The 25,040-nt window shown below is 60.2% G+C and carries 25 protein-coding genes; 13 read left to right on the top strand and 12 right to left on the bottom strand.

Annotated features, from left to right (window positions below; genetic code table 11):
* Nucleotides 1-42: 42 nt before the first annotated feature.
* From NKF25_RS00480 to NKF25_RS00465, 4 genes are all read right to left on the bottom strand, one after another.
* Nucleotides 43-468 carry an HIT family protein gene (locus tag NKF25_RS00480; RefSeq protein WP_253224790.1) on the bottom strand — a complete coding sequence of 142 codons (426 nt, stop codon included), beginning with the start codon at nucleotides 466-468 and terminating at the stop codon, nucleotides 43-45.
* A gap of 48 nt (nucleotides 469-516) precedes the next feature.
* Complete coding sequence (locus NKF25_RS00475; RefSeq protein ID WP_253224789.1) at nucleotides 517-912, bottom strand: DUF6276 family protein; 396 nt, start codon at nucleotides 910-912, stop codon at nucleotides 517-519.
* A 92-nt stretch (nucleotides 913-1,004) separates the two neighbouring features.
* Nucleotides 1,005-1,658, bottom strand: a complete 654-nt coding sequence (locus NKF25_RS00470) for a DUF502 domain-containing protein (RefSeq protein ID WP_253224788.1) — start codon at nucleotides 1,656-1,658, stop codon at nucleotides 1,005-1,007.
* A 51-nt stretch (nucleotides 1,659-1,709) separates the two neighbouring features.
* Nucleotides 1,710-2,540 carry a proline dehydrogenase family protein gene (locus NKF25_RS00465; protein WP_253224787.1) on the bottom strand — a complete coding sequence of 277 codons (831 nt, stop codon included), beginning with the start codon at nucleotides 2,538-2,540 and terminating at the stop codon, nucleotides 1,710-1,712.
* A 141-nt stretch (nucleotides 2,541-2,681) separates the two neighbouring features.
* On the opposite strand from NKF25_RS00465, the gene NKF25_RS00460 reads away from it, so the two are divergent.
* The 4 genes from NKF25_RS00460 to citZ all read left to right on the top strand — a co-directional run bounded on the left by NKF25_RS00460 (nucleotide 2,682) and on the right by citZ (nucleotide 5,466).
* Complete coding sequence (locus NKF25_RS00460; protein ID WP_253225575.1) at nucleotides 2,682-3,230, top strand: CDP-2,3-bis-(O-geranylgeranyl)-sn-glycerol synthase; 549 nt, start codon at nucleotides 2,682-2,684, stop codon at nucleotides 3,228-3,230.
* A gap of 68 nt (nucleotides 3,231-3,298) precedes the next feature.
* A complete protein-coding gene (gene pyrE, locus NKF25_RS00455; protein ID WP_066139809.1) occupies nucleotides 3,299-3,832 on the top strand; it encodes an orotate phosphoribosyltransferase in 534 nt (177 codons plus the stop codon).
* Nucleotides 3,833-3,948: 116 nt separating this feature from the next.
* Nucleotides 3,949-4,098, top strand: a complete 150-nt coding sequence (locus NKF25_RS00450; RefSeq protein WP_190303682.1) for a hypothetical protein — start codon at nucleotides 3,949-3,951, stop codon at nucleotides 4,096-4,098.
* A gap of 228 nt (nucleotides 4,099-4,326) precedes the next feature.
* Nucleotides 4,327-5,466 carry a citrate synthase gene (gene citZ, locus NKF25_RS00445; protein ID WP_253224786.1) on the top strand — a complete coding sequence of 380 codons (1,140 nt, stop codon included), beginning with the start codon at nucleotides 4,327-4,329 and terminating at the stop codon, nucleotides 5,464-5,466.
* Between the two features lie 210 nt (nucleotides 5,467-5,676).
* On the opposite strand, the gene NKF25_RS00440 is transcribed toward citZ, so the two are convergent.
* Complete coding sequence (locus NKF25_RS00440) at nucleotides 5,677-6,348, bottom strand: dienelactone hydrolase family protein (protein ID WP_253224785.1); 672 nt, start codon at nucleotides 6,346-6,348, stop codon at nucleotides 5,677-5,679.
* A gap of 121 nt (nucleotides 6,349-6,469) precedes the next feature.
* On the opposite strand from NKF25_RS00440, the gene NKF25_RS00435 reads away from it, so the two are divergent.
* Nucleotides 6,470-6,847 carry a gamma-glutamylcyclotransferase family protein gene (locus NKF25_RS00435; protein WP_253224784.1) on the top strand — a complete coding sequence of 126 codons (378 nt, stop codon included), beginning with the start codon at nucleotides 6,470-6,472 and terminating at the stop codon, nucleotides 6,845-6,847.
* 239 nt (nucleotides 6,848-7,086) lie between these two features.
* On the opposite strand, the gene NKF25_RS00430 is transcribed toward NKF25_RS00435, so the two are convergent.
* Nucleotides 7,087-8,415: an MATE family efflux transporter gene (locus NKF25_RS00430; protein WP_253225574.1), complete on the bottom strand. Its 1,329-nt coding sequence runs from the start codon at nucleotides 8,413-8,415 to the stop codon at nucleotides 7,087-7,089.
* A 172-nt stretch (nucleotides 8,416-8,587) separates the two neighbouring features.
* On the bottom strand, nucleotides 8,588-8,914 hold the full coding sequence (locus NKF25_RS00425; RefSeq protein ID WP_066139794.1) for a DUF378 domain-containing protein: 327 nt from the start codon (nucleotides 8,912-8,914) through the stop codon (nucleotides 8,588-8,590).
* Nucleotides 8,915-9,090: 176 nt separating this feature from the next.
* Between NKF25_RS00425 and lipA the strand changes: the two genes are divergently transcribed.
* The 4 genes from lipA to NKF25_RS00405 all read left to right on the top strand — a co-directional run bounded on the left by lipA (nucleotide 9,091) and on the right by NKF25_RS00405 (nucleotide 14,006).
* Complete coding sequence (lipA, locus tag NKF25_RS00420) at nucleotides 9,091-10,029, top strand: lipoyl synthase (protein WP_066139791.1); 939 nt, start codon at nucleotides 9,091-9,093, stop codon at nucleotides 10,027-10,029.
* 355 nt (nucleotides 10,030-10,384) lie between these two features.
* On the top strand, nucleotides 10,385-11,494 hold the full coding sequence (gene pdhA / locus NKF25_RS00415) for a pyruvate dehydrogenase (acetyl-transferring) E1 component subunit alpha (RefSeq protein ID WP_253224783.1): 1,110 nt from the start codon (nucleotides 10,385-10,387) through the stop codon (nucleotides 11,492-11,494).
* Nucleotides 11,495-11,497: 3 nt separating this feature from the next.
* Entirely contained in the window at nucleotides 11,498-12,493 is a 996-nt protein-coding gene (locus NKF25_RS00410) for an alpha-ketoacid dehydrogenase subunit beta (RefSeq protein WP_066139787.1), read from the top strand.
* Between the two features lies 1 nt (nucleotide 12,494).
* Entirely contained in the window at nucleotides 12,495-14,006 is a 1,512-nt protein-coding gene (locus NKF25_RS00405; RefSeq protein WP_253224782.1) for a 2-oxo acid dehydrogenase subunit E2, read from the top strand.
* 43 nt (nucleotides 14,007-14,049) lie between these two features.
* Here the strand turns inward: NKF25_RS00405 and NKF25_RS00400 are convergent, their stop codons facing one another.
* Nucleotides 14,050-14,406, bottom strand: coding sequence for a hypothetical protein (locus NKF25_RS00400; RefSeq protein ID WP_253224781.1), 357 nt, complete (start codon nucleotides 14,404-14,406; stop codon nucleotides 14,050-14,052).
* 140 nt (nucleotides 14,407-14,546) lie between these two features.
* On the opposite strand from NKF25_RS00400, the gene lpdA reads away from it, so the two are divergent.
* A complete protein-coding gene (lpdA, locus tag NKF25_RS00395; RefSeq protein WP_253224780.1) occupies nucleotides 14,547-15,971 on the top strand; it encodes a dihydrolipoyl dehydrogenase in 1,425 nt (474 codons plus the stop codon).
* Nucleotides 15,972-16,065: 94 nt separating this feature from the next.
* Here lpdA and NKF25_RS00390 read toward each other — a convergent pair whose 3' ends face one another.
* Together NKF25_RS00390 and NKF25_RS00385 are read right to left on the bottom strand one after the other, a co-directional pair.
* Nucleotides 16,066-17,373 carry a twin-arginine translocation signal domain-containing protein gene (locus NKF25_RS00390; RefSeq protein ID WP_253224779.1) on the bottom strand — a complete coding sequence of 436 codons (1,308 nt, stop codon included), beginning with the start codon at nucleotides 17,371-17,373 and terminating at the stop codon, nucleotides 16,066-16,068.
* Between the two features lie 274 nt (nucleotides 17,374-17,647).
* Nucleotides 17,648-19,159, bottom strand: a complete 1,512-nt coding sequence (locus NKF25_RS00385; RefSeq protein ID WP_253224778.1) for a DNA-directed DNA polymerase II small subunit — start codon at nucleotides 19,157-19,159, stop codon at nucleotides 17,648-17,650.
* A gap of 83 nt (nucleotides 19,160-19,242) precedes the next feature.
* Here NKF25_RS00385 and NKF25_RS00380 point away from each other — a divergent pair, with 83 nt between their 5' ends.
* Both NKF25_RS00380 and NKF25_RS00375 read left to right on the top strand, forming a co-directional pair.
* Nucleotides 19,243-20,034 (top strand): S26 family signal peptidase, encoded by a 792-nt coding sequence (locus NKF25_RS00380; protein ID WP_253224777.1) that lies wholly within the window; start codon nucleotides 19,243-19,245, stop codon nucleotides 20,032-20,034.
* A 53-nt stretch (nucleotides 20,035-20,087) separates the two neighbouring features.
* The gene (locus NKF25_RS00375) at nucleotides 20,088-20,303 is read left to right on the top strand and encodes a hypothetical protein (RefSeq protein WP_253224776.1); all 216 of its coding nucleotides are present in this window, start codon (nucleotides 20,088-20,090) and stop codon (nucleotides 20,301-20,303) included.
* Nucleotides 20,304-20,569: 266 nt separating this feature from the next.
* On the opposite strand, the gene NKF25_RS00370 is transcribed toward NKF25_RS00375, so the two are convergent.
* Entirely contained in the window at nucleotides 20,570-22,627 is a 2,058-nt protein-coding gene (locus NKF25_RS00370; protein WP_253224775.1) for a S9 family peptidase, read from the bottom strand.
* Nucleotides 22,628-22,995: 368 nt separating this feature from the next.
* Nucleotides 22,996-23,718, bottom strand: coding sequence for a VTT domain-containing protein (locus NKF25_RS00365; protein ID WP_253224774.1), 723 nt, complete (start codon nucleotides 23,716-23,718; stop codon nucleotides 22,996-22,998).
* 88 nt (nucleotides 23,719-23,806) lie between these two features.
* Between NKF25_RS00365 and hemB the strand changes: the two genes are divergently transcribed.
* Complete coding sequence (gene hemB, locus NKF25_RS00360; protein WP_253224773.1) at nucleotides 23,807-24,790, top strand: porphobilinogen synthase; 984 nt, start codon at nucleotides 23,807-23,809, stop codon at nucleotides 24,788-24,790.
* Nucleotides 24,791-25,040: the final 250 nt, after the last annotated feature.

Raw genomic sequence — 25,040 nt, 5'->3', positions numbered from 1 at the left:
GTTCGAATCGAAATATATCCGTAATGGTATAAAAAGATACAGTTATTGACTGCCGCTGATGTCGTCGGCGATCTCGTCTAGTTCATCGTCGGAGAGGTCCGGGCGGTCCCCCGCGACGGCGTGGATCGGCTTGCCGCCGTCGTCCTCGAACCGCGGGATGATGTGTCCGTGGATGTGCGGAACCTCCTGTCCCGATGCTTCCCCGTTGTTGAACGCGACGTTACTCGCATCGGCGTCCACTGCGGTCTCGACGGCGGGCGTGAGTTCGTGGAGCGCCGAAAAGAGGTCCATTGCTGTGTCCTCGGGGAGGTCACCCAACGTCTCGTAGTGGTCCTTCGTGATGACGAGCGTGTGGCCCGGCGCGAGCGGGTTCACGTCGAGGAACGCGAGGACGGAGTCGTCCTCGTACACGGTTTTACTCGGGATGTCTCCGGCGACGATCTGACAGAAGATGCAATCGTTCGGCATATCTCCCTAATTGTGGGTCGGGATGATGAAAGTTGAGGCTTGAAGGGATCAGTCCCGCAGTTGGAGCAGTTGTTGGCGACGCGATTCGATGTCGAAATTCGGTTGCAGTTCCGGGTCGTCAGCGAGTCGGTCGAGGACGAGCAGTGGATCGACTCCGTTCGCTTCCACGTAGTCGAACAGCGCGTCGATATGCTGACGATGGAGCGCGAGCGAGGAGAGGAAAGCGGTTGCGAGAGCCATCGCTGCGGCCGTGTTCGGGTCGTCCGGGAGTTCGTCGCTGATCGTGGCGTAGTTCGACGGTTCCGCTTCGGGGTCGTCGGTCGGTTCGAAGGCGAGACAACGCGTACAGAGGAGGACTGAATCCGATCGGAACGGAACGTTCTCACGGAGTTCGGACGGGACGGCGAAGGATCGTCGCTCGCCATCACACTCGGGACATTCCATACGAAACGACACTCGTTCGATCCCCAAAAGGATGGCAGATTTTACTCGACAGTGTCACGTTTCGAGACGAAGAGAGAACGGTGTCGTGGGACTCAGGGCGACGGCGGGGTTTCTTGTCTGTCACTCGCTTCGTCGGTGACGTTTATCGGAATCCCCTCGTTGCTGTTTTCGCCGAATCCGGCGCTGAGGATTCGGGTGAGGGCGTCCTCGACGGTTTCGTCCGTCTCGGTGATCTCGGACGGTTCGACTTCGATGACGAATCCGGTCGTGATGTTCGGGGCAGTCGGCAAGAAGAGGAGTTCGCGGCCGTCTTCGGCTTGTTTCCCGGTTTTGAACGCGGTCATGCGGAGACCGTTCCACGTCTCGATTTTGACGGGTTTCTGGAGTTGGTTGGTGTCGGAAAGCGCGGTTTCGGCGGCCATCTTCGATGCGTTGTAGACGATCCGAAGACCGGGGACACGGTTCATGATGCCGTCGATGGTGTTTTCCATAACGCTTCCCAGCGTCGTCCGCATGAGATAGCCGATGCTGAAGACGAGCGCGGTGAACACGGCGAGAACGATGCCGACGCGGACGAGAACGCCGGGAATAGTGATGGCTCCACCGAAGTAAGCGAAGCTGCTAAGGCCCACCAGGAACGGCAACCCGGCGATTTTCATGAACAGCCACGCGATGATATACGCAGAGACCAATAGGGGGGCCAAAACGATGAGACCGCTGGCGGCGTCACGTTTCCACGAAGACATTTGGGTGTAGCGTTTGGTTGCAGGAATATAAACTAGTTGCAACGTTTTTGACTATCTGCCGAGGACAGCACGCGCCGCGAACAACAGGTTCTCCTTACGTTCCATCACACGGCGGTAGAAATACGACATCCATTTGCCACCGTACGGAACGTACTGCCAGACTTCGTACTCCTGTGCGAGTTCGTACTGTGCGTCGTCGCGCACACCCATCAGCATCTGGATTTCGAAGTCCGTACCGTGTTCCTCGTGGAGTTCCTTCGCGTACTCTATCATCGCGGGGTCGTGGCTTCCGACGGCGATTCCGTCGTCGAACTCCTCGAACATGAACTCCAGATATTCGCGGTAGGCGGCGTTGACGCGCTCTTTTTGCTTGTACGCGAGTTCCGGCGGTTCGTCGTAGGCACCTTTTACCAGTCGGACTTTGCCGGGGAGGTCGGCGAGGCGTTCGAGGTCCTTTTCTGTTCGTTTGAGGTTCGCCTGCACACAGACACCGATGCCACCGTCGTGTTCGCGGGTGAGGTCTTCGAAGATGTCGAGGGTCGCGTCGGTCGTCGTGTGGTCTTCCATGTCTATCCAGACGAACGTGTCGTCGGCCGCGTCCGCGATTCGCTCCATGTTCTCGTGGTAGACGTTCGTACCGACGTCCAAGCCGACCTGCGACGGTTTGACCGAAACGCAAGCCGAGAGGTCCGAGCGCTCGATGTCTTCGAGCAGTTGAAGATACACCTCGGCGTCCTCGTCCGCCGGACCCCGTTCGTGGTAGTGCTCGCCGAGGAGGTTCAGGATAACGCTAACGTTCCGCTGATTCAGATCCCGCGTGTATTCCAGCGCCTCCGCTGGCGTTTCACCAGCCACGAACCGACTGGCAATCGGTGGTATCATGGCTTGTACTTTGAGCCCCCGTACCTTATCATTGTATATTGTACTCACGGCAACTACCGGAATCCACCGCCATCGATTCCGCTCCAGACCATGGAGACTTAAGACCCGGAGAGTATCTATCCCGATATGACTGGTTCCGGCGTGGACGTGTTCGAAACTATCGTCGTCGCGGTGTGGGCGATGTTGCCCGCCTACGTGCCGAACAACTTCGCGGTGCTCGCGGGCGGCGGTGCGCCTATCGACGGCGGACGGACGTGGAACGGCAAGCGACTGCTCGGCGACGGTAAGACGTGGCGCGGAACGGCCACGGGAATCGTCGCCGGAGCGATATTGGCGCTGATCCTCAACGCGATTCATTCCCCCGTGGCGAGTGCGCTGGGCGTGGCTCTTCCCGACCAATTTCCTCCCGCCGCCATCATCGCCCTCCCTGCGGGTGCGATGCTGGGGGACATGACCGCGTCCTTCCTGAAACGACGGACGGGACGGGAGCGCGGCGCGGCGTTCCCGGGCATCGACCAACTCGACTTCGTCGTGATGTCGCTCCTGCTCACCCTGTTCGCCGCGCCGACGTGGACCACGAAGACGTTCACACTCCCCGTCCTCGTCGTCGTGTTCGTGTTGACGCCGCTCCTCCACCTCGTGACGAACGGCATCGCGTACGCGCTCGGACTCAAGAACGAACCGTGGTAGGGACGAACCGACCGTGAGAGCGCCGGAAAAGTACTACTTTTAACCCGCCTCGCCGCCCCGACTCGCACATGGCGAATCAGGAACTCATCGAGGCCTTGCGTGCGGCGGACGCCGTCCAGTACGGCGAATTCGAACTCTCCCACGGCGGGACGAGCGACTACTACGTGGACAAATACCTCTTCGAGACCGACCCGCACTGTCTCTCGCTCATCGCGGAAGCCTTCGCGGAGCGCCTCGACGGGACGAAATTGGCGGGCGTGGCTCTCGGTGCGGTTCCGCTCGTGGCCGTGACGAGCGTCGAGACGGACACTCCCTACGTCATCGCTCGAAAGAAACAGAAGGAGTACGGCACGGCCAACCTCGTCGAAGGCCGACTGGACGAGGGCGAGGAAGTCGTCGTTCTCGAAGACATCGTCACGACGGGTCAGAGCGCGGTCGACGCCGTGGAGGCTCTGCGCGACGCCGGTGCAGAAGTGAACAAAATCCTCGTCGTCGTTGACCGGGAGGAAGGCGGCCGCGAGAATCTGGCCGACGCGGACGTCGAGATGGAAGCGCTCCTCTCGGCGAGCGACCTGCTCGCCGGAAGCGATTCGGACGAGTGAACGACTCGGAGGAAGTGTCGCTTCGTCCGGTGAATCCGGCGAGGAAAGACGACCCTACTTGAATTGCTTTCGTATTGTGCCAGCCGATTTTTTAAGTGAACCACCAATGAAATCCCATGTCACTACGAAGCCACGCGAGCGTCTCGCTCATCATCTCCGGTATCGTCTCGTTTCTCATCGGTGCCGCCCCCGGCGGTTCCATGCTCTGGGGAGCGGGCCTCGTCGCCGCCGGTGTCGTCATCGGCGTGTTGCGACTCGTGTTTTGAAGCGGGACCGTCTCCGAAACGACCGCACGTCGTCGAAACGCGGCCAGAATCCCGTGACAATCGATGAAGAATTGATCTTTATCTGATAGATAGAACGGCCACGAATATCACAACCATAACACTCCAGACAAATCCGTTCACGAACCGCCGTGACAGCTCTCGTGGCGGTCTCGGTGGAACGACCACGAAAGATAATCCTTTTGCGCCTACCCCGAGAATCATCATGATATGGCAGACGAGGTTAAAAAAGGCTTGGAGGGCGTTGTCGTTGCGGAGTCAGCACTGAGTCACATCAATGGTGACGAAGGAAAGCTCATCTACCGTGGCTACACGATAGAAGACCTCGCTCGTGGCGCGAGTTACGAGGAAGTCTTGTATCTCCTTTGGCACGGTGAACTGCCGACTCGTGACGAGCTCGACGCGTTCAGCGACGAGATGTCCGAGGCGCGCGATGTGGACGATGGCGTCATGGAGACCGTCCGCGAACTCGCCGAATCGGACTCGGAACCGATGGGAGCGCTCCGTACCGCCGTCTCGATGCTGGCGACGTACGACCCCGACGATGCCGAAAGCGACCCGGCAGACCGCGAGGCGAACCTCCGGAAGGGTCGTCGTATCACCGCGAAAGTCCCGACCATTCTCGCGGCGTTCGCGCGCATCCGAAACGGGGACGAACCGGTCGAACCCCGGACCGACCTCGGACACGCGGCGAACTTCCTCTACATGCTCAACGACGAGGAACCGGACGACGTGCTCGCGGACGTGTTCGACCAAGCGCTCGTGCTCCACGCGGACCACGGCCTGAACGCCTCGACGTTCTCGGCGATGGTCACGGCGAGCACGCTCGCGGACCTGCACAGCGCCGTGACGAGCGCTATCGGAACGCTCTCCGGTTCGCTTCACGGCGGCGCGAACGCCAACGTCATGCGGATGCTGAAGGAGGTCGACGACAGCGACCGGGGTGCCACCGAGTGGATCGACAACGCACTCGACGAGGGACGACGCGTCGCTGGCTTCGGCCACCGCGTCTACAACGTGAAGGACCCCCGCGCGAAAATCCTCAGCGAGCAGAGCGAGGAACTCGGCGAGGCCGCAGGCGACACGAAATGGTACGAGATGTCCGTCGCCATCGAGGAGTACATAAAAGAAGAGAAGGGCCTCGCGCCGAACGTGGACTTCTACTCGGCATCGACGTACTACCAGATGGGAATCCCCATCGACATCTACACGCCCATCTTCGCGCTCTCGCGTGTCGGTGGCTGGATCGCACACGTGCTGGAGCAGTACGACGACAACCGCCTCATCCGCCCACGTGCGAAGTACATCGGCGACAAGGACCTCGAATTCGTCCCCATCGACGAGCGATAAGACGGGTCGACGATCGCTGACGACGCGCAGACATCACGCAGATATCGCGCCGGTTACCGATTTGCGGATACCTTTTCGAGATGGATGACTTCGACCAGTAACCACAGTGGTCGTCGCTCGGACGGCGAACCGTCAATGAGCGGTCGATGGTCACAGTGGTCACTCCCGAAGCAAGCGGTCTATCGGTATGGACGGTATCGTCGAGAACGGTTAATCGTCGAGAAGACTGTTGAGCATCCGGTCGACGTGGGCGACTTCTTCCTGGACGACACCGTGTCCCATCCCATCGAAGATGCGCTCGGTAACGGAACCGTCCAATCCCGTCAGTACCTCCTCGGTTTCGTTAACACGCTCCACGGGGATATGTGGATCACGGTCGCCACAGCCGAGGTAGACGAGAGTGCCGTCGAGCGAGCCTTCGTACTCGCGTGGTGTGCCTTCCGGTCCGATGAGACCACCGCTGAACGCTGCGACGCCACCGTACTCGCGTGCGTTCCGCGCGACGAACTCGCTCGCCAAACAAGCGCCCTGTGAGAACCCGAGCAAGAACGTCCGGTCCGACGATATCCCGGCGGATTCGACGTCGGAAGCTATCGTTCCGAGGAGTTCCAACGCAGACGAGAGATGTGGTTGGTTCGATTCGAGCGGTGCGAGAAACGACTGCGGATACCACGTGTTGTGTGCTGCTTGTGGCGCGATGAACGCGACTTCGTCGTACTCGAACTCGTTCGCGAGTTCGAGAATACTTCGAGCGGTTGCACCCCGACCGTGGACCAGCACCATCGCCGCCGTTGCATCGGGAAGCGGCGCACCCGAGGTGACGACGGGTTGCCCCGCGTGCGGGCCATCGATACCGGTCGTATCGAAATTCGAGTCGGTCATATGGGATGACTATTGTTCTCAATCGTCCTACCACTTTCCCTTTTTCAGATTTCGGTAGTAACCATCGTGAACGGCGAAGCTAGCCAGCAGGACTAACTCACGATTCTCCGTGGACCACCTCATGAGGGTATTCGTCTATGGGACGTTGACCGACCCCGACCGTGCAGGGGCCGTGGTCGAGCAGTTCGAATTCGTCGGAGAGGCCACACTCGTCGGGTTACATCGCGTCGAAGGGCGCTATCCGACGCTCGTCCCGGGTGGCGTGACGGAGGGGCGATTGCTAGAGACGAGCGACATCCAAGCCATGGACAACTACGAGGGAGTGTCACATGGTCTCTACTGCCGGGTTCAGGTTCAGGACGGAATCAACGTGTACGTGGGTGACCCGGCGAAACTCGACGTCGAAGAGCCGATTTCGTGGCCGGGGAATGATGCGTTCGAAAGCCGAGTTCGGCGGTTCATAGGGGAGCAAAATGTCCACGTGCGAACGACCAAATGATTTATGTACGACGACCGTCAGACGTCGGTGTCTGCCAATCGTCAGACAACGGGATCTCCTCGCTGCTTGCTACCGATTTCACTTTCACTCTACCCACCGTGTCTTTAAGTAGTCTGGGTGGTTCTTTTCGGACGCGGTTACACGCTCCGCGCTCCCATTCTTTCCCCTTTCAACCGGCGAGTGATGACGATACAGTGACATGGGAGTCATCACTATAAAAACGGCGTAAAACGAACGTCTCAATCGTCCACGGTACCGCTGATGTCCCGCACTGCGCGCTGGGTCATACCGTCGGTTGTGCGGTAGTAGTAGTACGCACCGAATCCAACCGCGGCGACACAGTTCGAGATGGTGACGGCCCAGAAGACGGCATGTACGTCGTAGTGAAGCCAGAAAACACCGATAACAGCGATCGGGAGGCGAATCACCCAGTATTTGATCATATCGGCGATCATCGTCGTTTTGGTCTCGCGGATACCGTTGAACCCGGCACTGAAGACATTCATCGCGCCGATTGCCCAGTAGCCGAAGACGAGGATTCGAAGGTAATCGACCGTGAGCTGGTACGCAGCCGGGGAGATATCGGGGACGAACAAGTTCGTCAGAAGACCGGGTATAAACCACTGAATCACGCCGATTATCGAAAGACCGACCACGGAGACGGCGACGCCGACCCACGTCGTCCTGTTCGCGCGCATGGGATTCTCGGCACCGATGTTTTGTCCGATGATGCTCTGAGCGGCTTTTTTGAAGCTACCCGCCGGGATGAACGCGATGCTGGAGATGGTCGCACCGATGGTGTATGCGGAGACGGCCGCAGGACCACCGACGGCTGTGACGACACCGATAATGAGAACGCGAACGGCCTGTCCAGCGGCCTGCTGACCGAACATGGGGATGCCGATATCCAATAACTCCCGGTACTTTTCCACTCGAACGACCATCGATTCCCGTGTGAGCGTGTAACCGTTCCGGCCACGGATCATCATGCCGAGTCCCAAGAGGAACGAACAACCGTATCCGATGGCCGAAGCCAACGCAGCGCCGGCGATGTTCCATCCATGGAAGTTCGGGATACCGGTACCGAAGATCAGAATCGGGTCGAGAATCACGTTGACGACGACTGCCATGGCGTTGATATAAAGCGCAGCGCGTGAGTCACCCCACCCGATAAACCCCGCCTCGATGGAGTCGCTCATCCCGATAAACGAAAAACCGAACGAGAAGACGAGAAGATACGTGAAGGCTTGCGACGCGACGTCGGGTTCGGCACCGAACAGATCGATAAAACTTCTACCGAATACGAATACGAGAGCGGTAAGGGAGACACCAAAAGCCAGTCCGAGTGATATGCCATGAAACGCTGCCCTTCTGGCGAGCGATTGTTCGTCCGCTCCGACATGCTGGGAGACGAGAACCTGTGTTCCGACGAATGAGATCATGAAAACCGAAAACAGGAGCGACGTCAGGGGGAAATTTATCCCGACAGCGGCAACTGAATTTTCTCCGAGTCGACCAAGCCAAAAAATATCGGCGATCTGTTGAACGACTTGGACGAGACTCTGCATAATAAGCGGTGCAGAGAGCAAGAGGAGGGCCCGTACCAGGGATCCCTCGGTGATTTCCTCCCGTGAAACATTTAGCATGGTTTATCCCGTTATATGAGTTATAAAATCTTGATAGTATTTATAGATATTGCAGCAAAAGGATATAAAAGAAGAACGCGGAGAGCCGAAATCGTTACTCGGTTTGTTGTGGTTCCGTCTGCTGTGCTGTTTGCTGTCGTGCCCGTCTGTTCGCACGACCGATTTTATAACTGGTGTAGATGAAATACAGTCCCGCGAGACCGACAACGACGTAGATGAGGTCCGCAACGATTTGAGCGACGTTGGGCAAGAACAATAGCCCCATCACCCAACGGACGACGTTGATTCGTGCGCCCGTCAAACCGGTGATTCCGAGGATTCCCCAATTGAGCGCACCGATGATGACGAGGAGCATACTGAACCAATCCAATCCGTTCGTCCGCATGCCGCCGCTGGACTGTGTGTCGCGATTCGTAGCCATAGCGAAACTACTAGGAAGAGCAAAGACATTGTTATTTGCTACTTGTCACACGGGTGTGCACGGTATTCGAACGTTTCCATCCCGAAAACGGAGAATAGACGGACACGATAGCCGAATACGCATGGTCCCCGGACGATACCCTATCCTTTTGTCGTGGGGGACCCAACCCGTTGGTAATGAGTGGGCGGCGCAAACCCGACTGGTTGAAGATGCGACCTCCGTCGGGACAGGAGTTCACGGGAATCAAACAAACGCTCCGGGAGCACGATTTGCACACGGTTTGTGAAGAGGCAAACTGCCCGAACCTCGGGGAGTGCTGGAGCGGAAGAGGTAGCGAGGGCGGCGGGACGGCCACCTTCATGCTGATGGGCCACAAGTGCACCCGCAGTTGTGGCTTCTGCGACGTCGACACCGGGGGCGGTGAACCGCTCGACCCGAACGAACCGGCAAACGTGGCGAGCGCCATCGCGGAGATCGGTCTCGATTACGTGGTGCTCACGTCCGTCGACCGCGACGACCTCGAAGGGCAGGGTGCCGAACACTTCGCACAGACGATTCGGGAGATCAAGAAACGCCATCCCGGAATCCTCGTGGAAGTACTGATCCCGGACTTCCAAGGCGAAGAGGAACTCGTTCGGAAGATAATCGACGCGGACCCCGATGTGATCGCGCACAACGTCGAAACCGTAGAACGCCTGCAAGGGCACGTCCGCGACCCGCGAGCGGGGTACGAACAGAGTCTCGGCGTGCTCGAACAGGTCACGCGCGAGTCGGATATCTACACGAAGACGAGCCTGATGTTGGGTCTCGGCGAGTACGACCACGAGGTGTATCAGGCGCTTTCGGACCTACGAGAGACGGACGTCGACATCGTCACGCTCGGTCAGTATCTCCAGCCATCACGGATGCACCTCGACGTCGAGGAGTACGTACATCCGGCGAAATACAGAACCTGGCAGGAAGTCGCCGAGGAGGAACTGGAATTCCTCTACTGTGCGAGCGGCCCGATGGTTCGGTCGTCGTACAAGGCAGGCGAACTGTTCGTGGATGCGATTCTCCGGGACGGGAAGAGTGTGGAGCAGGCGAGGAGGGAGGCCCGGAGGGCCTCCGTATAGTGAGCGGTGTAACCGCGAACCGCGAGGCTCAAAGAGCCTCGGTATGACGAGCGGGGGAACGACCCGCAAAGAGGACCCTGGGATTCGCTACGAATGGTGGTGGATAAGGTGGGAGATGGGGTACAAAACAGCACATCGACGGACACATCCGTGCATCTGGTAAATTTGGCCGGTACCATAAACGTCCAGCATTCTAGTTTAATTCGGGAGGAAATGGGAAATTGGGAAATTTTACTACACATTGGAGGACAGATCTTCAAAAATAGTGTGTGAAGGAATTCCTATGGGAAGTTAATTACGAAAACCCTATAATGCGTGCGAGAGTTTTTTCGCATATGTCAGGATGGGTTCGATCGTGAGCATCGTACACCAAGACCCCCAGGACCGAGTACAGATACTGGATGAAGACGGCACGGTGCTGGACGGGATGGAGGTGCCGGACCTCTCCGACGAGGAACTGGTGGAAATGTACCGCCAGATGCGCCTCGCCCGTCACTTCGACGAACGAGCGGTGAGCCTCAACCGACAAGGACGGATGGGGACGTACCCGCCGCTCTCGGGGCAGGAAGGCGCACAAATCGCGAGCGTTTCCGCGCTCTCCGACGACGACTGGATGTTTCCGAGTTACCGTGAACACGGTGCGGCACTCGTCCGTGGTCTCTCGCTCAAACAGACCATGCTCTACTGGATGGGCCACGAAGCGGGCAACCGCATCCCGGACGACGCCAACATCTTCACCGTCGCGGTGCCGATCGCCACGCAAATCCCGCACGCGACCGGCGCGGCGTGGGCCTCGAAGCTCAAAGGCGAAGACAAAGCCTTCCTCTGTTACTTCGGTGACGGCGCGACGAGCGAGGGCGACTTCCACGAAGGACTGAACTTTGCGGGTGTCTTCGACACCCCATCGGTTTTCTTCTGTAACAACAACCAGTGGGCGATTTCGGTGCCGCGCGAGCGCCAGACCGCGAGTGCGACCATCGCCCAGAAGGCACAGGCCTACGGCTTCGAAGGCGTCCAGGTCGATGGGATGGACCCCCTCGCCGTCTACAAGGTGACGAAGGAAGCCGTCGAGAAGGCCAAGAACCCCAGCGAAGGCGAACGGCGACCGACGCTCATCGAAGCGGTTCAGTATCGTTTCGGTGCCCACACGACCGCCGACGACCCGACCGTCTACCGTGACGACGACAAAGTCGCGGAGTGGAAGAAGAAGGATCCGATCCCGCGGATGGAGAAGTTCCTCCTGAACACTGGTCGATTGGACGAGTCGGACGTCGAGGAAATCGGCGAGGGCGTCAAACAAGACGTTGCTGACGCGATCGACGCGGCCGAAGCCGTCGAACGCCCGGACGCCGTGGAGATATTCAACAACGTCTACGCGGAGATGCCACGGCGGCTTCGCGAACAGATGGAATCGTTCAAGCATCTCCGAGAGCAGTACGGAGACGAAACGCTTCTGGAGGAGTAAATTATGAGTCAGGCAACTACCGAATCGGAAAATCTCACGCTCGTGCAGGCAGTCCGCGACGGGCTGTACACTGAAATGAAGCAGGACGAGGACGTCGTCGTGATGGGTGAGGACGTCGGGAAGAACGGCGGCGTGTTCCGCGCCACCGAGGGGCTCTACGATGAGTTCGGCGACGACCGGGTCATCGACACGCCGCTCGCGGAGTCCGGCATCGTCGGAACCGCCATCGGAATGGCCGCATACGGCCTGAAACCCGTCCCGGAACTGCAGTTCTCTGGGTTCATGTACCCGGCATTCGACCAAATCGTCTCGCACGCGGCCCGTCTTCGGACGCGTTCGCGCGGCCGATTCACCTGCCCGATGGTCGTCCGTGCGCCCTACGGTGGCGGTATCCGAGCGCCGGAACATCACTCCGAGTCGATGGAGGCGTTCTACAGCCACCAGCCAGGTCTCAAAGTCGTCATGCCGAGCACCCCGTACGACACGAAGGGGCTGCTCACCTCGGCCATCCGTGACCCGGACCCGGTCATCTTCCTCGAACCGAAGCTCATCTACCGCGCGTTCCGCGACGAAGTCCCGACGGAGTCCTACGAGGTTCCGCTGGGTGAGGCCGCAGTACGCCGCGAAGGGACCGACATCTCCGTGTTCACGTGGGGTGCGATGACCCGCCCGACGATGGAAGCCGCGGAGGAGTTGGAGGACGAAATCGACGTGGAAGTCGTCGACCTTCGAACCGTTTCGCCGCTCGACACGGACACCATCGTCGAGTCGTTCAAGAAGACCGGCCGCGCGGCGGTCGTCCACGAGGCACCCAAGACGGGCGGCCTCGCCGGAGAAATCGCGGCGACGATTCAGGAGGAGGCCCTGCTCTACCAGGAGGCACCCGTCGAGCGCATCACCGGCTTCGACACGCCGTTCCCGCTGTACAGCCTCGAAGATTACTACCTGCCCGAGCCGACGCGCATCAAGGAAGGCATCCGCGACACGGTGAATTTCTGACATGGTACACGAATTCAAACTGCCCGACGTGGGCGAAGGCGTTGCGGAGGGCGAACTCGTCAGCTGGCAGGTCGAGGAAGGCGACCCCGTTACCGAGGACCAAGTGGTCGCGGAGGTCGAGACGGACAAGGCCATCGTCGAGATTCCCTCGCCCGTCGACGGAACGGTCAACGAGCTACTCGCCGAGGAAGGCGAAGTCGTTCCGGTCGGCAACGTGCTTCTCACGTTCAACGTCGAAGGCGAAGAGGAGGAGGAGGAAGCTCCGAGCGAGACCGAAAGCGAGAAATCCGAGGAGACGACGGAGTCGGCCGAAGAGTCCGAAGTCCCGGAGACCGAAGAGACGGAAACGCCGGACGGTCGCGTCTTCGCGGCACCGAGTGCCCGACGGCTCGCACGCGAACTCGGCGTCGATATCGCGTCGGTCGAAGGAACCGGCCCGAGCGGTCGTGTGAGCGAACACGACGTTCGAGCGGCCGCCGAAGACGAGACGGAATCGGAAACCGAGGAAGAGGCGGAATCGGTCGAATCCGAAACGACGACCGAGACCGGAACGACCGGTGGCAGCGCCGCAACAACCACGACCACCGCGGCTCCTCCGGCACAGGTCGAATCGGCGGACCGCGAGCGCACGCTGGCCGCACCGGCGACGCGCCGCCTCGCGGACGAGCAGGGCATCGACATCAACGCCGTTCCGTCCACCGAGGAACGTGACGGACAGGCGTTCGTCACGTCCGAAGCGGTGCGGGAGTACGCCGAGGCACAGCAGCAGGCACAGGCCGCGGACGCCGCCGCAGTCGCGACGGGCGAGACCGGGCCGCGCGAGGAGCGCATTCCGTACCGCGGGATTCGGCGCACCATCGGCAAGCAGATGCAGAAGTCGAAGTTCACCGCGCCCCACGTCACGCACCACGATTCCATCGACGTGACGGAACTGGTCGAGACGCGCGCCGAACTCAAGGATGTCGCCGATGAGCGCGGCATCAAGCTGACCTACATGCCGTTCATCCTGAAGGCCATCGTGGCCGCGCTGAAGGACTACCCGTACCTCAACGGCGCACTGGACGAGGAGAACGACGAAATCGTCGTCAAGAACTACTACAACATCGGCATCGCCGTTGCGACGGACGACGGCCTGATGGTTCCCGTCCTCAAGGACGTGGACAAGAAGGACATGCTCCAGATCTCCTCGGAGATGAACGAACTCATCGAGAAGGCACGCGACCGCACCATCTCGCGCGAGGAGATGCAGGGCGGCACGTTCACCATCACGAACTTCGGTGCCATCGGCGGCGAGTACGCGACGCCGATCATCAACCACCCCGAGGTCGGTATCCTCGGTCTCGGTGAACTCAAGAAGCGGCCGGTCGTCGTCGACGACGACGTCGAAGCGCGCTACACGCTCCCGATTTCGATGTCCATCGACCACCGCATCATCGACGGCGCGGTCGTCGCGTCGTTCGCCAACCAACTGCTCGAATACCTGCACAACCCGCGACTGCTCCTGCTGGAGTAGTCGGAACGGGCGCTGCTGGAACGTTTTTTGCAGTTACAGATAGCTACACGGACGTTTCACGACCGCTTTCGAACGCGACTCCGGCGACGAATCCAAACCACGAAAGTCCCAAACCGAGGGCCGCCACGGCGAGGTTCGGTGTCGGTTCGACGCCGTCCAGAAGCATGAGACAACCGAAGGTCGATGCGCCGGTAAACGCACCTTGAGTCCAGTTCGGACCGTCGTTCGTTCGAAGCGCCGACCAGTACGGGATTGCCGTCGCCGTCCCGACGGTGTACACGACTGCGATTCCGGCGAGCAGAATCGATGATTCGGGCGTCCGTGGTTGGAGGAGCGCGATACCGCCGGTCACGGCCGCTCCGACGACGAGACCGATAGCGTAGCGAGAAAGCCGGTTCATAGTATCAGTTGTTGTAAGCGGAGTATAATTTTTACCCGGATTGTCGAACCCGACGTGGAATCGTGGTGATTGCTCACGTTCGTCTACTGCTCGGAGCTAATCCACCTGATTTTTTACCCGGTACCTACTCTAGTCCGATAATGGTCGTCGGAGATATCTCGACTGGAACTGAGGTGCTGGTGATCGGCGCGGGACCGGGCGGTTACGTTGCCGCGATCCGCGCGGGACAACTCGGACTCGACGTAACGCTCGTGGAGAAGGACGCCTACGGCGGTGTCTGCCTGAACTACGGCTGTATCCCGTCGAAGGCCATGATCACGGCGTCCGACTTGGCCTACGACGCCAGTCACGCCGAGGACATGGGCATATACACGAAACTCGACGTGAACTACGGCGAGATGGTCGAGTGGAAGGACGGCGTCGTCTCCCAGTTGACCGGCGGCGTCGAGAAGCTCTGTAAGGCGAACGGCGTCACGCTGATGGAAGGCCGCGCCGAGTTCGCGGACGACGGATCGGTTCGCGTCGTCCACGAGGGCGAAGGACAGGGTTCGGAGACGGTCGAGTTCGAGCACGCGATCATCTCGACCGGCAGTCGCCCGATCGAAATTCCCGGCTTCGAGTTTGACGGCGAACACGTCCTCGACTCGCGGATGGCGCTGGCGATGGACGACGTTCCGGAGAGCATCGTCATCGTCGGCGCAGGCTACATCGGCATGGAACTGGCGGGCGTCCTCGCCAAACTCGGCTCGGACGTCACCGTGGTCGAAATGCTCGACTCGGTGCTTCCGGCGTACGAAGACGACCTCGCACGACCCGTGAAGAAGAAGGCCGAGGAACTCGGAATCGACTTCCACTTCGGACAGGCCGCAAAGGAGTGGGAGGAGTCGGGCGACGGTATCACGGTCAGGACCGAAGACGAGGACGGCGAAGTCTCGGAGTTCGGTGCCGAGAAAGTCCTCGTGGCGGTCGGTCGCCGACCCGTGACGGACACGCTCGACCTCGAAAGCGCGGGCATCGAGACGAACGAGATGGGGTTCATCGAGACGGACGACCGCGCGCGAACCGAGAAGGACAACATCTACGCCATCGGCGACGTGGCGGGCGAACCGATGCTCGCCCACAAAGCGAGCAAGGAGGGACAGGTCGCCGCCGAAGTCATCGCCGGTGAACCCTCGGCGCTCGACTATCAGGCCATGCCCGCCGCCGTCTTCACCGACCCCGAAATCGGCACCGTGGGTCTGACCGAGGACGAAGCCGAAGAGCAGGGCTTCGAACCCGTCGTCGGTCGGTTCCCGTTCCAAGCCAGCGGCCGTGCGCTCACGACGGGCCACTCCGACGGCTTCGTCCGCATCATCGCCGACGAACCGAGTGGGTTCGTCCTCGGCGCACAAATCGTCGGACCGGAGGCCTCCGAACTCATCGCCGAACTCGGGATGGCCATCGAGATGGGCGCGACGCTCGAAGACCTCGCCGCGACGATTCACACCCACCCGACGCTCTCGGAAGCCGTGATGGAGTGTGCCGAGAACGCGCTCGGCCACGCGATTCACACGCTGAATCGATAAGCGGAGTCGAGACGAACCGTCGGCATCGTCCGAACGACCGTCAAAAAGGGAGATTATTTTTCCCGGTTACTACGTCAGTTCTCGTGAGCAGTGGTTAACAGCCGTCAGAGACCGTGATGGCCGCGTCGTCGAGGACGGCCTTGCCGCCCATCGTGTACGGACCGTCCATCTCCCCTTCCGAGGTGATGAAGTCGTAGGTACCGTTGTCGTTGGTGTCGAGGTGCGGCATGGCGATGAGCGTGGTGTCGCCCTCGAGCATATCCATGTCGTAGTCGCCGCCCGGAACCCCTTCGTACAGCGAGATTTCGATGTCCTCGTGCATACCCGCGTCGAGTTTATCGGAGACGCCGATGACGCTGTCGAGGACTTTGCCGTCGAGGAGACTGCTGTCGTGGATGGTGACGAATCCGCCGTCCGAGAGGGTCGCCTCGTTCACCCAGACGCGCTTGCCGTCGGACTTCTGGTCGCGGAAGCAGACGTCCGCGGTCGGCTTCGTGTCCATCTCGACGGTGACCTTCGCGTCGTCGAGGACGGCCTTGCCGTCCTTCGTGTACGGACCGTCCGCCTTGCCCTCGCTCTCCACGAAGTCGTACTCCTCGTTGCCGTTGGAGTCGAGATGTGGCATGGCGATGAGCGTCCCGTCCTCTTCGAGCATCGACATGTCCGAGTCGCTGCCGGGAACGTTGAACAGGGAGACCGACACGTCCTCGTGTGACCCGGATTCGAGGTAGCTCGAAACGCCGATGACGCTGTCGAGGACCTCGCCGTCGAGCAGGCTGCTGTCGTGAATGGCGATGAACCCGCCGTCGGAGAGCATCGCTGAATCGACAGTGACCATCGTGCCGTCGGAGGTCTGGTCGTCGAAGGTGACCGACGCCATCGGGTTGTCATCGACGGTGATCTTCGCGTCGTCGACGACGGCCTTGTCGTCCTTCGTGTACGGGCCGTCGGTTTTCCCGCCGGACGAGACGAACTCGTACTCGCCGTTGCCGTTCGAATCGACGTGCGGCATGGCGATGAGCGTCCCGTCATCTTCGAGCATCTTCTCGTCGAAGTCGGCGCCGTCCACGTCGAACAGGTTGACTTCGATGTCGGTGTGCGCCCCGGCGTCGAGTTTATCGGAGACGCCGATGACGCTCTCCAGTGCTTTCCCGTCGAGCAGGCGGTCGTCGTGAATGGCGACGAACCCACCCTCGGGGAGCGTCGCCGATTTGACAGTCACCGACGTTCCACCCGTCGTTTGGTCGTCGAACGTGACCGCCGCCGACGATTTCATCGCGATCGCGGTACTACTGAGCGCAACCGCCGAACCCGCCACGGCGGCACCCGCCAAGAACCGCCGACGTGATGTCGCGCTCGAATCGCCCGTCCCGCTTACCTCATCCGAATCTGGTGCAGTCATGATTAGCGACGATTACTATTTCCGAAGATGAACAAAAGAACATTTTCGCAAGTCTCACCCAAATTCATCCGACATCTGTTCGTCCCGGGTAGAAGCGTCAAGAGACGGGTTTGGCATCGACGGGTCGGGCAGAACGAGGAATATCGTCTCGCCGATACCACGGTCATTCAGCGGTCGTTCGACGACCGCTCGAACGGTCCGTCGAAGTGTATCGATGCGTGTGAGAATGGACACCACCCCCTCCATTTCGATTGGAAATCGAAGGACGAACGGATCACGCGAACTTCCGAACGGTGACGTCGAGCGTGTCCAAATCCACGATGGGTGCGTATCCCGAGTCGGGGTTGATGTTCACGCTCTTCTGGAAATCGGTTTGGGACTGCCAGCAACCGGAGTTCATGGCGAGCACGTTGTGGTACTTGCCGAAGCCGAGTTTGTGGACGTGGCCGGTGTGGAAGATGTCGGGGACCTCGTCCATGACGAGATAATCCTTGTCCTCGGGTGCGACACGCGTGTGTCCACCGTACTGCGGCGCGACGTGGCGCTTTTTCAGGAGTTGGTACATCGCCTTGTGCGGTTCCTCGTAACTCGCCTTCTCGGCGGGCATCTCGGCGATGACCTCGTCCAGCGAGACGCCGTGGTACATCAGCACCGAGACGCCATCGATGGTCACCGTCGATGGGTTGCTCGTGATACGCGCGTCGTGGACGTCCATGATGGAGCGGAGTTCGTCGTCGAATCCCGGTTGTGGTTCGGCGAGGCGAACCGCGTCGTGGTTGCCGGGGATCATGATGATTTCGAGGTCACCCGGGACTTCTTTCAGATACTCCGAGAACTGTTCGTACTGCTCGAAGATGTCGATGATGTCGAGTTCCTCGTCCTGATTCGGATAGATACCGACGCCTTCGACCATGTCGCCGCAGATGAGCAGGTATTCGACGTGTTCGGCCTCCTCGGAGTGGAGCCAACTCGTGAACCGATGCCACGCGTCGGCCATGAACTCCTGGCTCCCGACGTGAACGTCGCTGATGAGTGCCGCTTGGACGTGGCGGTCGGCGGTCGATGGCCGATACGTTCGGGGAACGTCCGGGAAGTGAAGCGAATCCACGAACAGGATACCCGCGTCACCAGAGAGGGTTCCTTCGACGGCGATGGTCTCGTCCAGCAGGAGTTCGTTCACGACGCCCGCGAACTCCTTGTCCTTCATGATGAGACACGGGAACGTTCCGTTCGTGTCTTCGAGTTCGACCAACCAGTGACCGCTCGCCGTCGAGCGAATGTCGCTTATCATGCCGACGATGGCGGCGTCGCTGCCGCCGGGCATGCTGGCGACGGCGTTCGTCGGGCGGGCGTTCACCCGGCCACGAAGCTTACCCGAGAGGCGTTGAAAGCGGTCGCGGAACACCGTGACGAAGTCGTCGTATTCGCCGGTTCCCGTACTCGCGCCCGTCATGTCGTTGACGATGTCCACCGACTGCTCGGTGAGAGTTCGTGACATGGACCCCTTCGTTTCGACTGGAGAATCCGTCCCGTTTGCTATCGATTTGATGGACGAAGTTCCACCTGAAGCGGAGGGGTTGGTATCAGTTGACGAGGGGGCATCGAGAACGCTCCGGACGTGTCCGACGGAGAGTTTCAGGGCGTCTTCGGGGGCGGATTCGACTGCACGTTCGACTGCCGCTCCGGGGTCGGGAGCGGACGCGAGAAGCGTGACTGCCTCCAAATCAGCGTTGTACCCGCGGCTCGTGAGTTCCTGAACGATGCGAGCCGGGGTTTCCAGTGGCACATATCTGCAGAGACGCGGATGGGGGAAAAGAGTAGCGAACCAACCCAGAAGGTTGACAATCAGTGAAAGAATAGCATGCCGTAATGAGTCCCCCAGACGAGTCGTCGTCGGACGGTATGCGGGAATTCGGTCCGGACGAATCAGGACCGATGGCGTGGGTTCGCTGGTTCCGTGAAACGGACAACGGGACCGTCGTTTTTCTGCGTGAGATGTTGGAGAGTGCCGCCGTCGTCGTCGCAATCGGCCTCATACTGTTCGCGGTCAGCGGCGTGTGGCCACCGATGGTCGCCGTCGAGAGCGGCAGTATGCAGCCACAGATGTATCGAGGCGACCTGATCTTCATCATGGACCAGCACCGTTTCGCGCCGAGTGCGGCACACGGGAATACGGGCGTCGTCACTTATCAGGAGGGCCAGCAAACGGGCTACAAGAAGTTCAACGATTACGGGGACGTCATAATCTATAAGAGATTCGGAGAGAGCGATCGGACGCCGGTCATTCACCGCGCTCGCTTCTGGGTGAACAAGAACGAGAACTGGTACGATAAGGCCAACAAGAACTACATCGGCGGTGCGGAAAACTGCGAGCAACTGCGCTACTGTCCCGCACCGCACGCCGGGTTCATCACGAAAGGGGACAACAACGGCGCGTACGACCAAGTGTACAACATCAGCGACCCGGTAGAACCGAGCTGGATTCGTGGGACGGCCGAGTTGAAGATACCGTGGCTGGGACAGATCCGCTTGTTCTTCTCCCAAGCGGCCGTGCCGAACCCGACCGCCTCTCAGCACGACGGGACCAACTACTCGCCCGCGATGTCGAGCCAGCGCCCCCAGCAGGCGACGAACGCATCGCAGTCCGCGGCAGCCGTCTGATTTCCGACCTATTCCCGCCGATTTTTATATACTCTGAGCAACATTGAGCGTTCATGAGCGACGAGAGCGATCCAGAACCGTGTGATGACTGTGGAGGGCCGTTGCAGGACGCGCTGGCTCGAACAGTTCGATTGACAGTCGACCGCTCACAGATCAACAGCCAGCGCCTCTGTCCCGAATGCTTCGCGGATTGGATAGACCGCTACGAAAACGAGATGAAGCCGAGTTCCGATGCCGAGCCGAAGGATTCCGAAATCATCGTGGACTAACCCCTTCTTTTCGTGTCGAAACCGAATGACTGCGGTCGAAAACAACCGCTGTATTTCCTGACGAAGCCGACCACGGAACCGATAGGGAGCGGTCAATAGTCGAAAGAAGATGGCAATATCGATGGTTATCGGGATATCGCTGGTTATCGGGACAATCGGCGGTAGCTGGAACCCCTTCGTTTCCAGTGAAAAATCGACAGCAAGCGTCCGATTTTGAGCGTTTTTACCCCCGGACGAAACGCACCACAGTACGACAACAGTTGTCGTTATTCGTCCTCGGTATCCGACCCGGTTTCTCCGTTCTCGTTCTCGTCCTCGTCTTCCTCGGCGGCGGATAGGCCGTCGTCGCCGCGTTCCAGCGCCTTCGGCGCGTCGCTGTACTCGGAGTAGCCGTCGAACCAGCGCACGATCCGCTCCAGTCGGTCCACGATGTGGCCCGGTTCGCCGCTGCGTGAGAGTTCGTGGCCTTCACGCGGGTAGCACACGAGGCGCGTCTCCACATCGTTTTTCTTGAGCAGGAGATACAGCATCTCGGCGTTGTTCACCGGGACGCGGAAATCGTTGTCGCTGTGGATGAGCAGGGTCGGCGTCGTCACGTTCTCGACGTATGCGGCCGGGGAGCGTTCCCAGAGGAACTCCGGTTCCTCCCACGGCGTCGTCCCGAAGTCCCACTCGATGAGCTTGAAGGCGTCAGTCGAACCGTAGAAACTGCTGAGTTCGTACACACCGCGCTGGCTCACGGCACCCTTGAACCGGTCGGTGTGTCCGACGATCCACGAGGTCATGTAGCCGCCGAAACTACCGCCGGTGACGAACATCTCGTGTTCGTCGATGTAGTCGCGTTCCGCGATGAGGTCGACCCCGGCCATCACGTCGGTCATCGTCGCGTCGCCCCAATCTCGTTCGATGGCGGCCATGTGGTCCTCGCCGTAGCCCGTCGAACCACGCGGGTTCGACCAGAAGACGACGTAGCCCGCGGCGGCGAGCGTCTGGAACTCGTGCCACATCGTTCCGCTGGTGGACCACATCGCGTGCGGGCCGCCGTGAATCTCGACGACCAAGGGGTACTGCTCGTCGACGTCGAAGTCCGGCGGCGTGAGAAGCCAGCCCTGAATCTCGATGCCCGCTTCGGATTCGAAACTGAGTTCCTCCGGTTGGCTGACCGCGCGGTCGTTCAGGTAGTCGGCGTTCGCGCGGGTGAGCCGATGGGTTTCCGCCCCGCCAGGTGTCGAGACGAACAGGTCCCCGGGGTGGTCCCACTCGGATTTCGTGTACGCGAGGGCGTCGGAACCGATCGAGAAGTCGGTGATATGCCCGTCGCCGACGACTCGCTGTGGGTCGTCGCTTCCGTCTCCCGGGACGCGCCAGATGACCTGATCTCCCTGATCCGGAGTGCCGAAGTAGACCAGTTCCTCGTCCGGGTTCCACTGTGGTTCAATCGCGAGCGTTCTGTCCAACGATTCGGTGAGCGTGACCGTCTCGCCGGAGTTCCGGTCGAACACCTTGAGTTCGGTCTGTCGAAGCGTCGCGTTATCCTCGGGCGAGAAGGCGTAGGCGATTCGACCGTCTGCCGTCGCGGTCAGTGATGCGCCCCACGCGCTGGTTTGGAAGAGCGTCTCCTCCTCCTCGGCGTCAGTGTCGTAGGCGACGATGTCGACGATGATGTTGTCGTCCGGGTCGCCTTCACGCCGCGCACCGAAGTACAGCGTCGTCTCGTCGCCCCACTCCGGTCCCACGTGGTCGAAGTCACCGTCCGTGACCCGTGCGACGGAAGCGTCGTCCAAATCCGCGAGATAGACGTGACTCCGCTTGCCGTCGAAATAGTTCTCCGCTGCACGGTAGATTTTCCGGTCGATGACGCGGGGGTCGGGCGTTTCCGGTTCGTACTCCTCGCCGTCGAGCGAGATGTCTCGCCCCTCCTCGCGGTCGTCCTCGGTGTTCGACTGGACGAACGCGATTTTCGTCCCGTCGGGCGACCATGCCAACTGTGAGACGCCGCCCACCACGTCCGTCACCTGTCGGGCCTCGCCACCCCCCGTGGGCATCACCCACAGCTGCGGCCGGTCGTCGTCCGCACCGCGCGTGCTGACGAACGCGAGTCGGTCGCCGCTCGGACTCCAACGAGGGTTACTGTCCACGCCCTCGCTGATGGTGAACTGCATCGGTTCGTCACCACCGAGCGGAACGATATACACCGCCGCCTCATACTCCTCGTCGTCCTTCGGAACGGAACGGACGAAGGCTACTCGCTCGCCGTCAGGTGAAACTCGTGGATCGTCCACGCTGACGAGTTCGTGATACTCGGTGGCACGTATCGTTTCCATATCCCTCCCTCGAAATCCGGGACGAATATACTTTCGCTTCGAAATACCATCATGGGGAGATGTTCGTCGGTCACGAGACGGAGCCGTATGGAAAGAAGCGATGCTCGACGCTCGACGGGAACGATTTCCGAGAAAGTGCGCCCACGCGGCGCTCGTAGCATGGCACGCGACAAACGGTACGCGGGCGCAGATAAAGATACGCTTTCAGTACTGTTAGGTCTATCGCCATGGTACGATAGGGACGATATCTATTCGAGCCCGTCCCACTCGGTGTGTTTTAGAGCGAGTGACAGTTGTCGGGATTGTGGACAGAAAATGATAGTTTAGAGATAAGACTGAGAGAATAAAGACGGGGGAGGATTTGGTCGTCAGATGTACTGGGAGGCGACGTTCATCGCCACCGCGAACGCCTTGGGTCCGAAAATCGCGAGCAGCGATTCGAAACAGAGCGACCCGATGGCGGAGAGGACGATGAAGTTCCGATCCCGCATTTCGCCGAACCCGGCCGGAACGGTCAACATACCGCGGGTGAACGGGAGCGTGTTGCTCAGTGGAATCGCGACCGGGCCCCAGCGCTGAAACCAGTGGTCGAAGCGGTCGAGCGACGAATCGTCGATCCGGAACCACGGTTTTTCCAGGAGGTACTCGCGGCCGCCGCGTTTTGCGAGGAGGAACAGGGCATACTGACCGATGGTCGAGGCGACGACCGCGACGCCGACGATGAGAACGATCATGCGATAATCGCTAGACGAACTGGCGAGCACGGCGACGCCGATCGGGACGACGGTTTCGCTCGGGGCGAAGTACAGCATCATCGCCCCTTCTAGGATGAAAATGAAGAACAGGGCGAACAGACCGTACTGGTGGAGCCATCGTTTCGCGAGCGTCTCGTCGCCGAACAGGAAGAGGAGGATTCCGGCGACAGCCGTGAGCGCGACGCCGCCCGCGAGCAGGAAAACGCCATAATCGGCGACGAACGTTCGGAGCGAGCGTGAATCCGTGGTGAACGACATCAGTGCCAAGCCGAAGACGGAAAGGATGAGGAGGGACGGGAAGGTCGTCTCGACCGCGACGAGCGAGGCGATATGCATCAAAACGGATATTGACGGGATGGGCTAAATGCGTTGTGACCCGTTCCCGGAGCGACGCGGTTTTGGGGATTCCGCCGGTAGCATGGATATGGACCTCACCGACCGTCCACGTCGGCTTCGTCGTGACGGAATCCGCGAGTTGGTCAGCGAAACGACCCTCGACGCGAGCGACCTCATCGCGCCCGTGTTCGTCGATGCGACGACGGACGAGCGAGTCGAGATCGAGTCGATGCCCGGACACGAACGCGTGCCGATCGACGAAAGCGTCGCACGAGTACGAGAGGTGCTGGAGACCGGTGTCCGTTCCGTGATGCTGTTCGGTATCCCGGAGTCGAAGGACGAGCGAGGGAGTCGCGCGTGGGCCGAAGATGGCGTCGTGCAGGAAGCGACGCGCCGGATCACGGACGAGACGGACGCGATGGTCATCACCGACGTTTGTCTCTGTGAGTACACCGACCACGGCCACTGTGGAATCGTGGAGGACCACGCCGCCGACGACCCGCAACTCACGGTGAAAAACGACGAAACGCTCGACCTCCTGCAAAAGGTCGCCGTCTCGCACGCGGAGGCGGGCGCGGAGATGGTCGCCCCCAGTAGCATGACGGACGGAATGGTCGGCGCGATTCGCACCGGGTTGGACGAGGCGGGCTTTTCGGACGTCCCCATCATGAGCTACGCCGCCAAATACGAGTCGGCGTTTTACGGGCCGTTCCGTGACGCTGCGGACGGTGCTCCCGCGTTCGGGAACCGACGGCACTACCAGATGGACCCGGCCAACGCACGCGAAGCCATGCGCGAAGTCGAACTCGACGTCGAGCAGGGCGCGGATATCCTGATGGTCAAACCCGCACTGCCGTACCTCGACATCGTGCGGGACATTCGGGCGGAGTACGACCATCCGGTCGCCGCATACAACGTCTCCGGGGAGTACGCGATGTTGCACGCCGCGAGCGAGAAGGGATGGCTCGACCTTCAGGAGACAGCGTTGGAATCCCTGCTTTCGATCAAACGCGCGGGTGCGGACCTGATTATGACCTACTTCGCGGAGGACATCGCCGACGAACTCGCGTAGCCGAAGACTCCCGAAACCCCTAAAGCCGCGATAGAGAACGTTTTCGGCCGAATAACCCCAAATCTCACGCGCATCGAGCGAGTCGAAGTGAACGGAAACGGTCGGCAAATATTGAATGGTCGTGAAACGTTTGTCCAGAAGTGGAACAACGAGTACCCAATTTCCAACCGTCTTACAACCTTAAATCGATTGTATGCGATAATAAGAGCGACGTTTGTCCAATTGAAGCCCATATAATTCGAAAGTTTTG

It is taken from the genome of Haladaptatus sp. AB643 (genome assembly GCF_024136975.1).
Lineage (GTDB): Archaea > Halobacteriota > Halobacteria > Halobacteriales > Haladaptataceae > Haladaptatus.
The sequence above is the reverse complement of the archived record's forward strand: the minus strand, read 5'-3'. Positions and strand labels throughout refer to the sequence as shown.

What these genes read in the sequence shown, in the direction of transcription:
- NKF25_RS00480 (WP_253224790.1), bottom strand. Translation starts at nt 468, where the DNA reads ATGCCGAACGATTGCATCTTCTGTCAGATCGTCGCCGGAGACATCCCG.
- NKF25_RS00475 (WP_253224789.1), bottom strand. Translation starts at nt 912, where the DNA reads ATGGAATGTCCCGAGTGTGATGGCGAGCGACGATCCTTCGCCGTCCCG.
- NKF25_RS00470 (WP_253224788.1), bottom strand. Translation starts at nt 1,658, where the DNA reads ATGTCTTCGTGGAAACGTGACGCCGCCAGCGGTCTCATCGTTTTGGCC.
- NKF25_RS00465 (WP_253224787.1), bottom strand. Translation starts at nt 2,540, where the DNA reads ATGATACCACCGATTGCCAGTCGGTTCGTGGCTGGTGAAACGCCAGCG.
- pyrE (WP_066139809.1), top strand. Translation starts at nt 3,299, where the DNA reads ATGGCGAATCAGGAACTCATCGAGGCCTTGCGTGCGGCGGACGCCGTC.
- NKF25_RS00450 (WP_190303682.1), top strand. Translation starts at nt 3,949, where the DNA reads ATGTCACTACGAAGCCACGCGAGCGTCTCGCTCATCATCTCCGGTATC.
- citZ (WP_253224786.1), top strand. Translation starts at nt 4,327, where the DNA reads ATGGCAGACGAGGTTAAAAAAGGCTTGGAGGGCGTTGTCGTTGCGGAG.
- NKF25_RS00440 (WP_253224785.1), bottom strand. Translation starts at nt 6,348, where the DNA reads ATGACCGACTCGAATTTCGATACGACCGGTATCGATGGCCCGCACGCG.
- NKF25_RS00435 (WP_253224784.1), top strand. Translation starts at nt 6,470, where the DNA reads ATGAGGGTATTCGTCTATGGGACGTTGACCGACCCCGACCGTGCAGGG.
- NKF25_RS00430 (WP_253225574.1), bottom strand. Translation starts at nt 8,415, where the DNA reads ATGCAGAGTCTCGTCCAAGTCGTTCAACAGATCGCCGATATTTTTTGG.
- NKF25_RS00425 (WP_066139794.1), bottom strand. Translation starts at nt 8,914, where the DNA reads ATGGCTACGAATCGCGACACACAGTCCAGCGGCGGCATGCGGACGAAC.
- lipA (WP_066139791.1), top strand. Translation starts at nt 9,091, where the DNA reads ATGAGTGGGCGGCGCAAACCCGACTGGTTGAAGATGCGACCTCCGTCG.
- NKF25_RS00410 (WP_066139787.1), top strand. Translation starts at nt 11,498, where the DNA reads ATGAGTCAGGCAACTACCGAATCGGAAAATCTCACGCTCGTGCAGGCA.
- NKF25_RS00405 (WP_253224782.1), top strand. Translation starts at nt 12,495, where the DNA reads ATGGTACACGAATTCAAACTGCCCGACGTGGGCGAAGGCGTTGCGGAG.
- NKF25_RS00400 (WP_253224781.1), bottom strand. Translation starts at nt 14,406, where the DNA reads ATGAACCGGCTTTCTCGCTACGCTATCGGTCTCGTCGTCGGAGCGGCC.
- lpdA (WP_253224780.1), top strand. Translation starts at nt 14,547, where the DNA reads ATGGTCGTCGGAGATATCTCGACTGGAACTGAGGTGCTGGTGATCGGC.
- NKF25_RS00390 (WP_253224779.1), bottom strand. Translation starts at nt 17,373, where the DNA reads ATGACTGCACCAGATTCGGATGAGGTAAGCGGGACGGGCGATTCGAGC.
- NKF25_RS00380 (WP_253224777.1), top strand. Translation starts at nt 19,243, where the DNA reads ATGAGTCCCCCAGACGAGTCGTCGTCGGACGGTATGCGGGAATTCGGT.
- NKF25_RS00375 (WP_253224776.1), top strand. Translation starts at nt 20,088, where the DNA reads ATGAGCGACGAGAGCGATCCAGAACCGTGTGATGACTGTGGAGGGCCG.
- NKF25_RS00370 (WP_253224775.1), bottom strand. Translation starts at nt 22,627, where the DNA reads ATGGAAACGATACGTGCCACCGAGTATCACGAACTCGTCAGCGTGGAC.
- NKF25_RS00365 (WP_253224774.1), bottom strand. Translation starts at nt 23,718, where the DNA reads ATGCATATCGCCTCGCTCGTCGCGGTCGAGACGACCTTCCCGTCCCTC.
- hemB (WP_253224773.1), top strand. Translation starts at nt 23,807, where the DNA reads ATGGACCTCACCGACCGTCCACGTCGGCTTCGTCGTGACGGAATCCGC.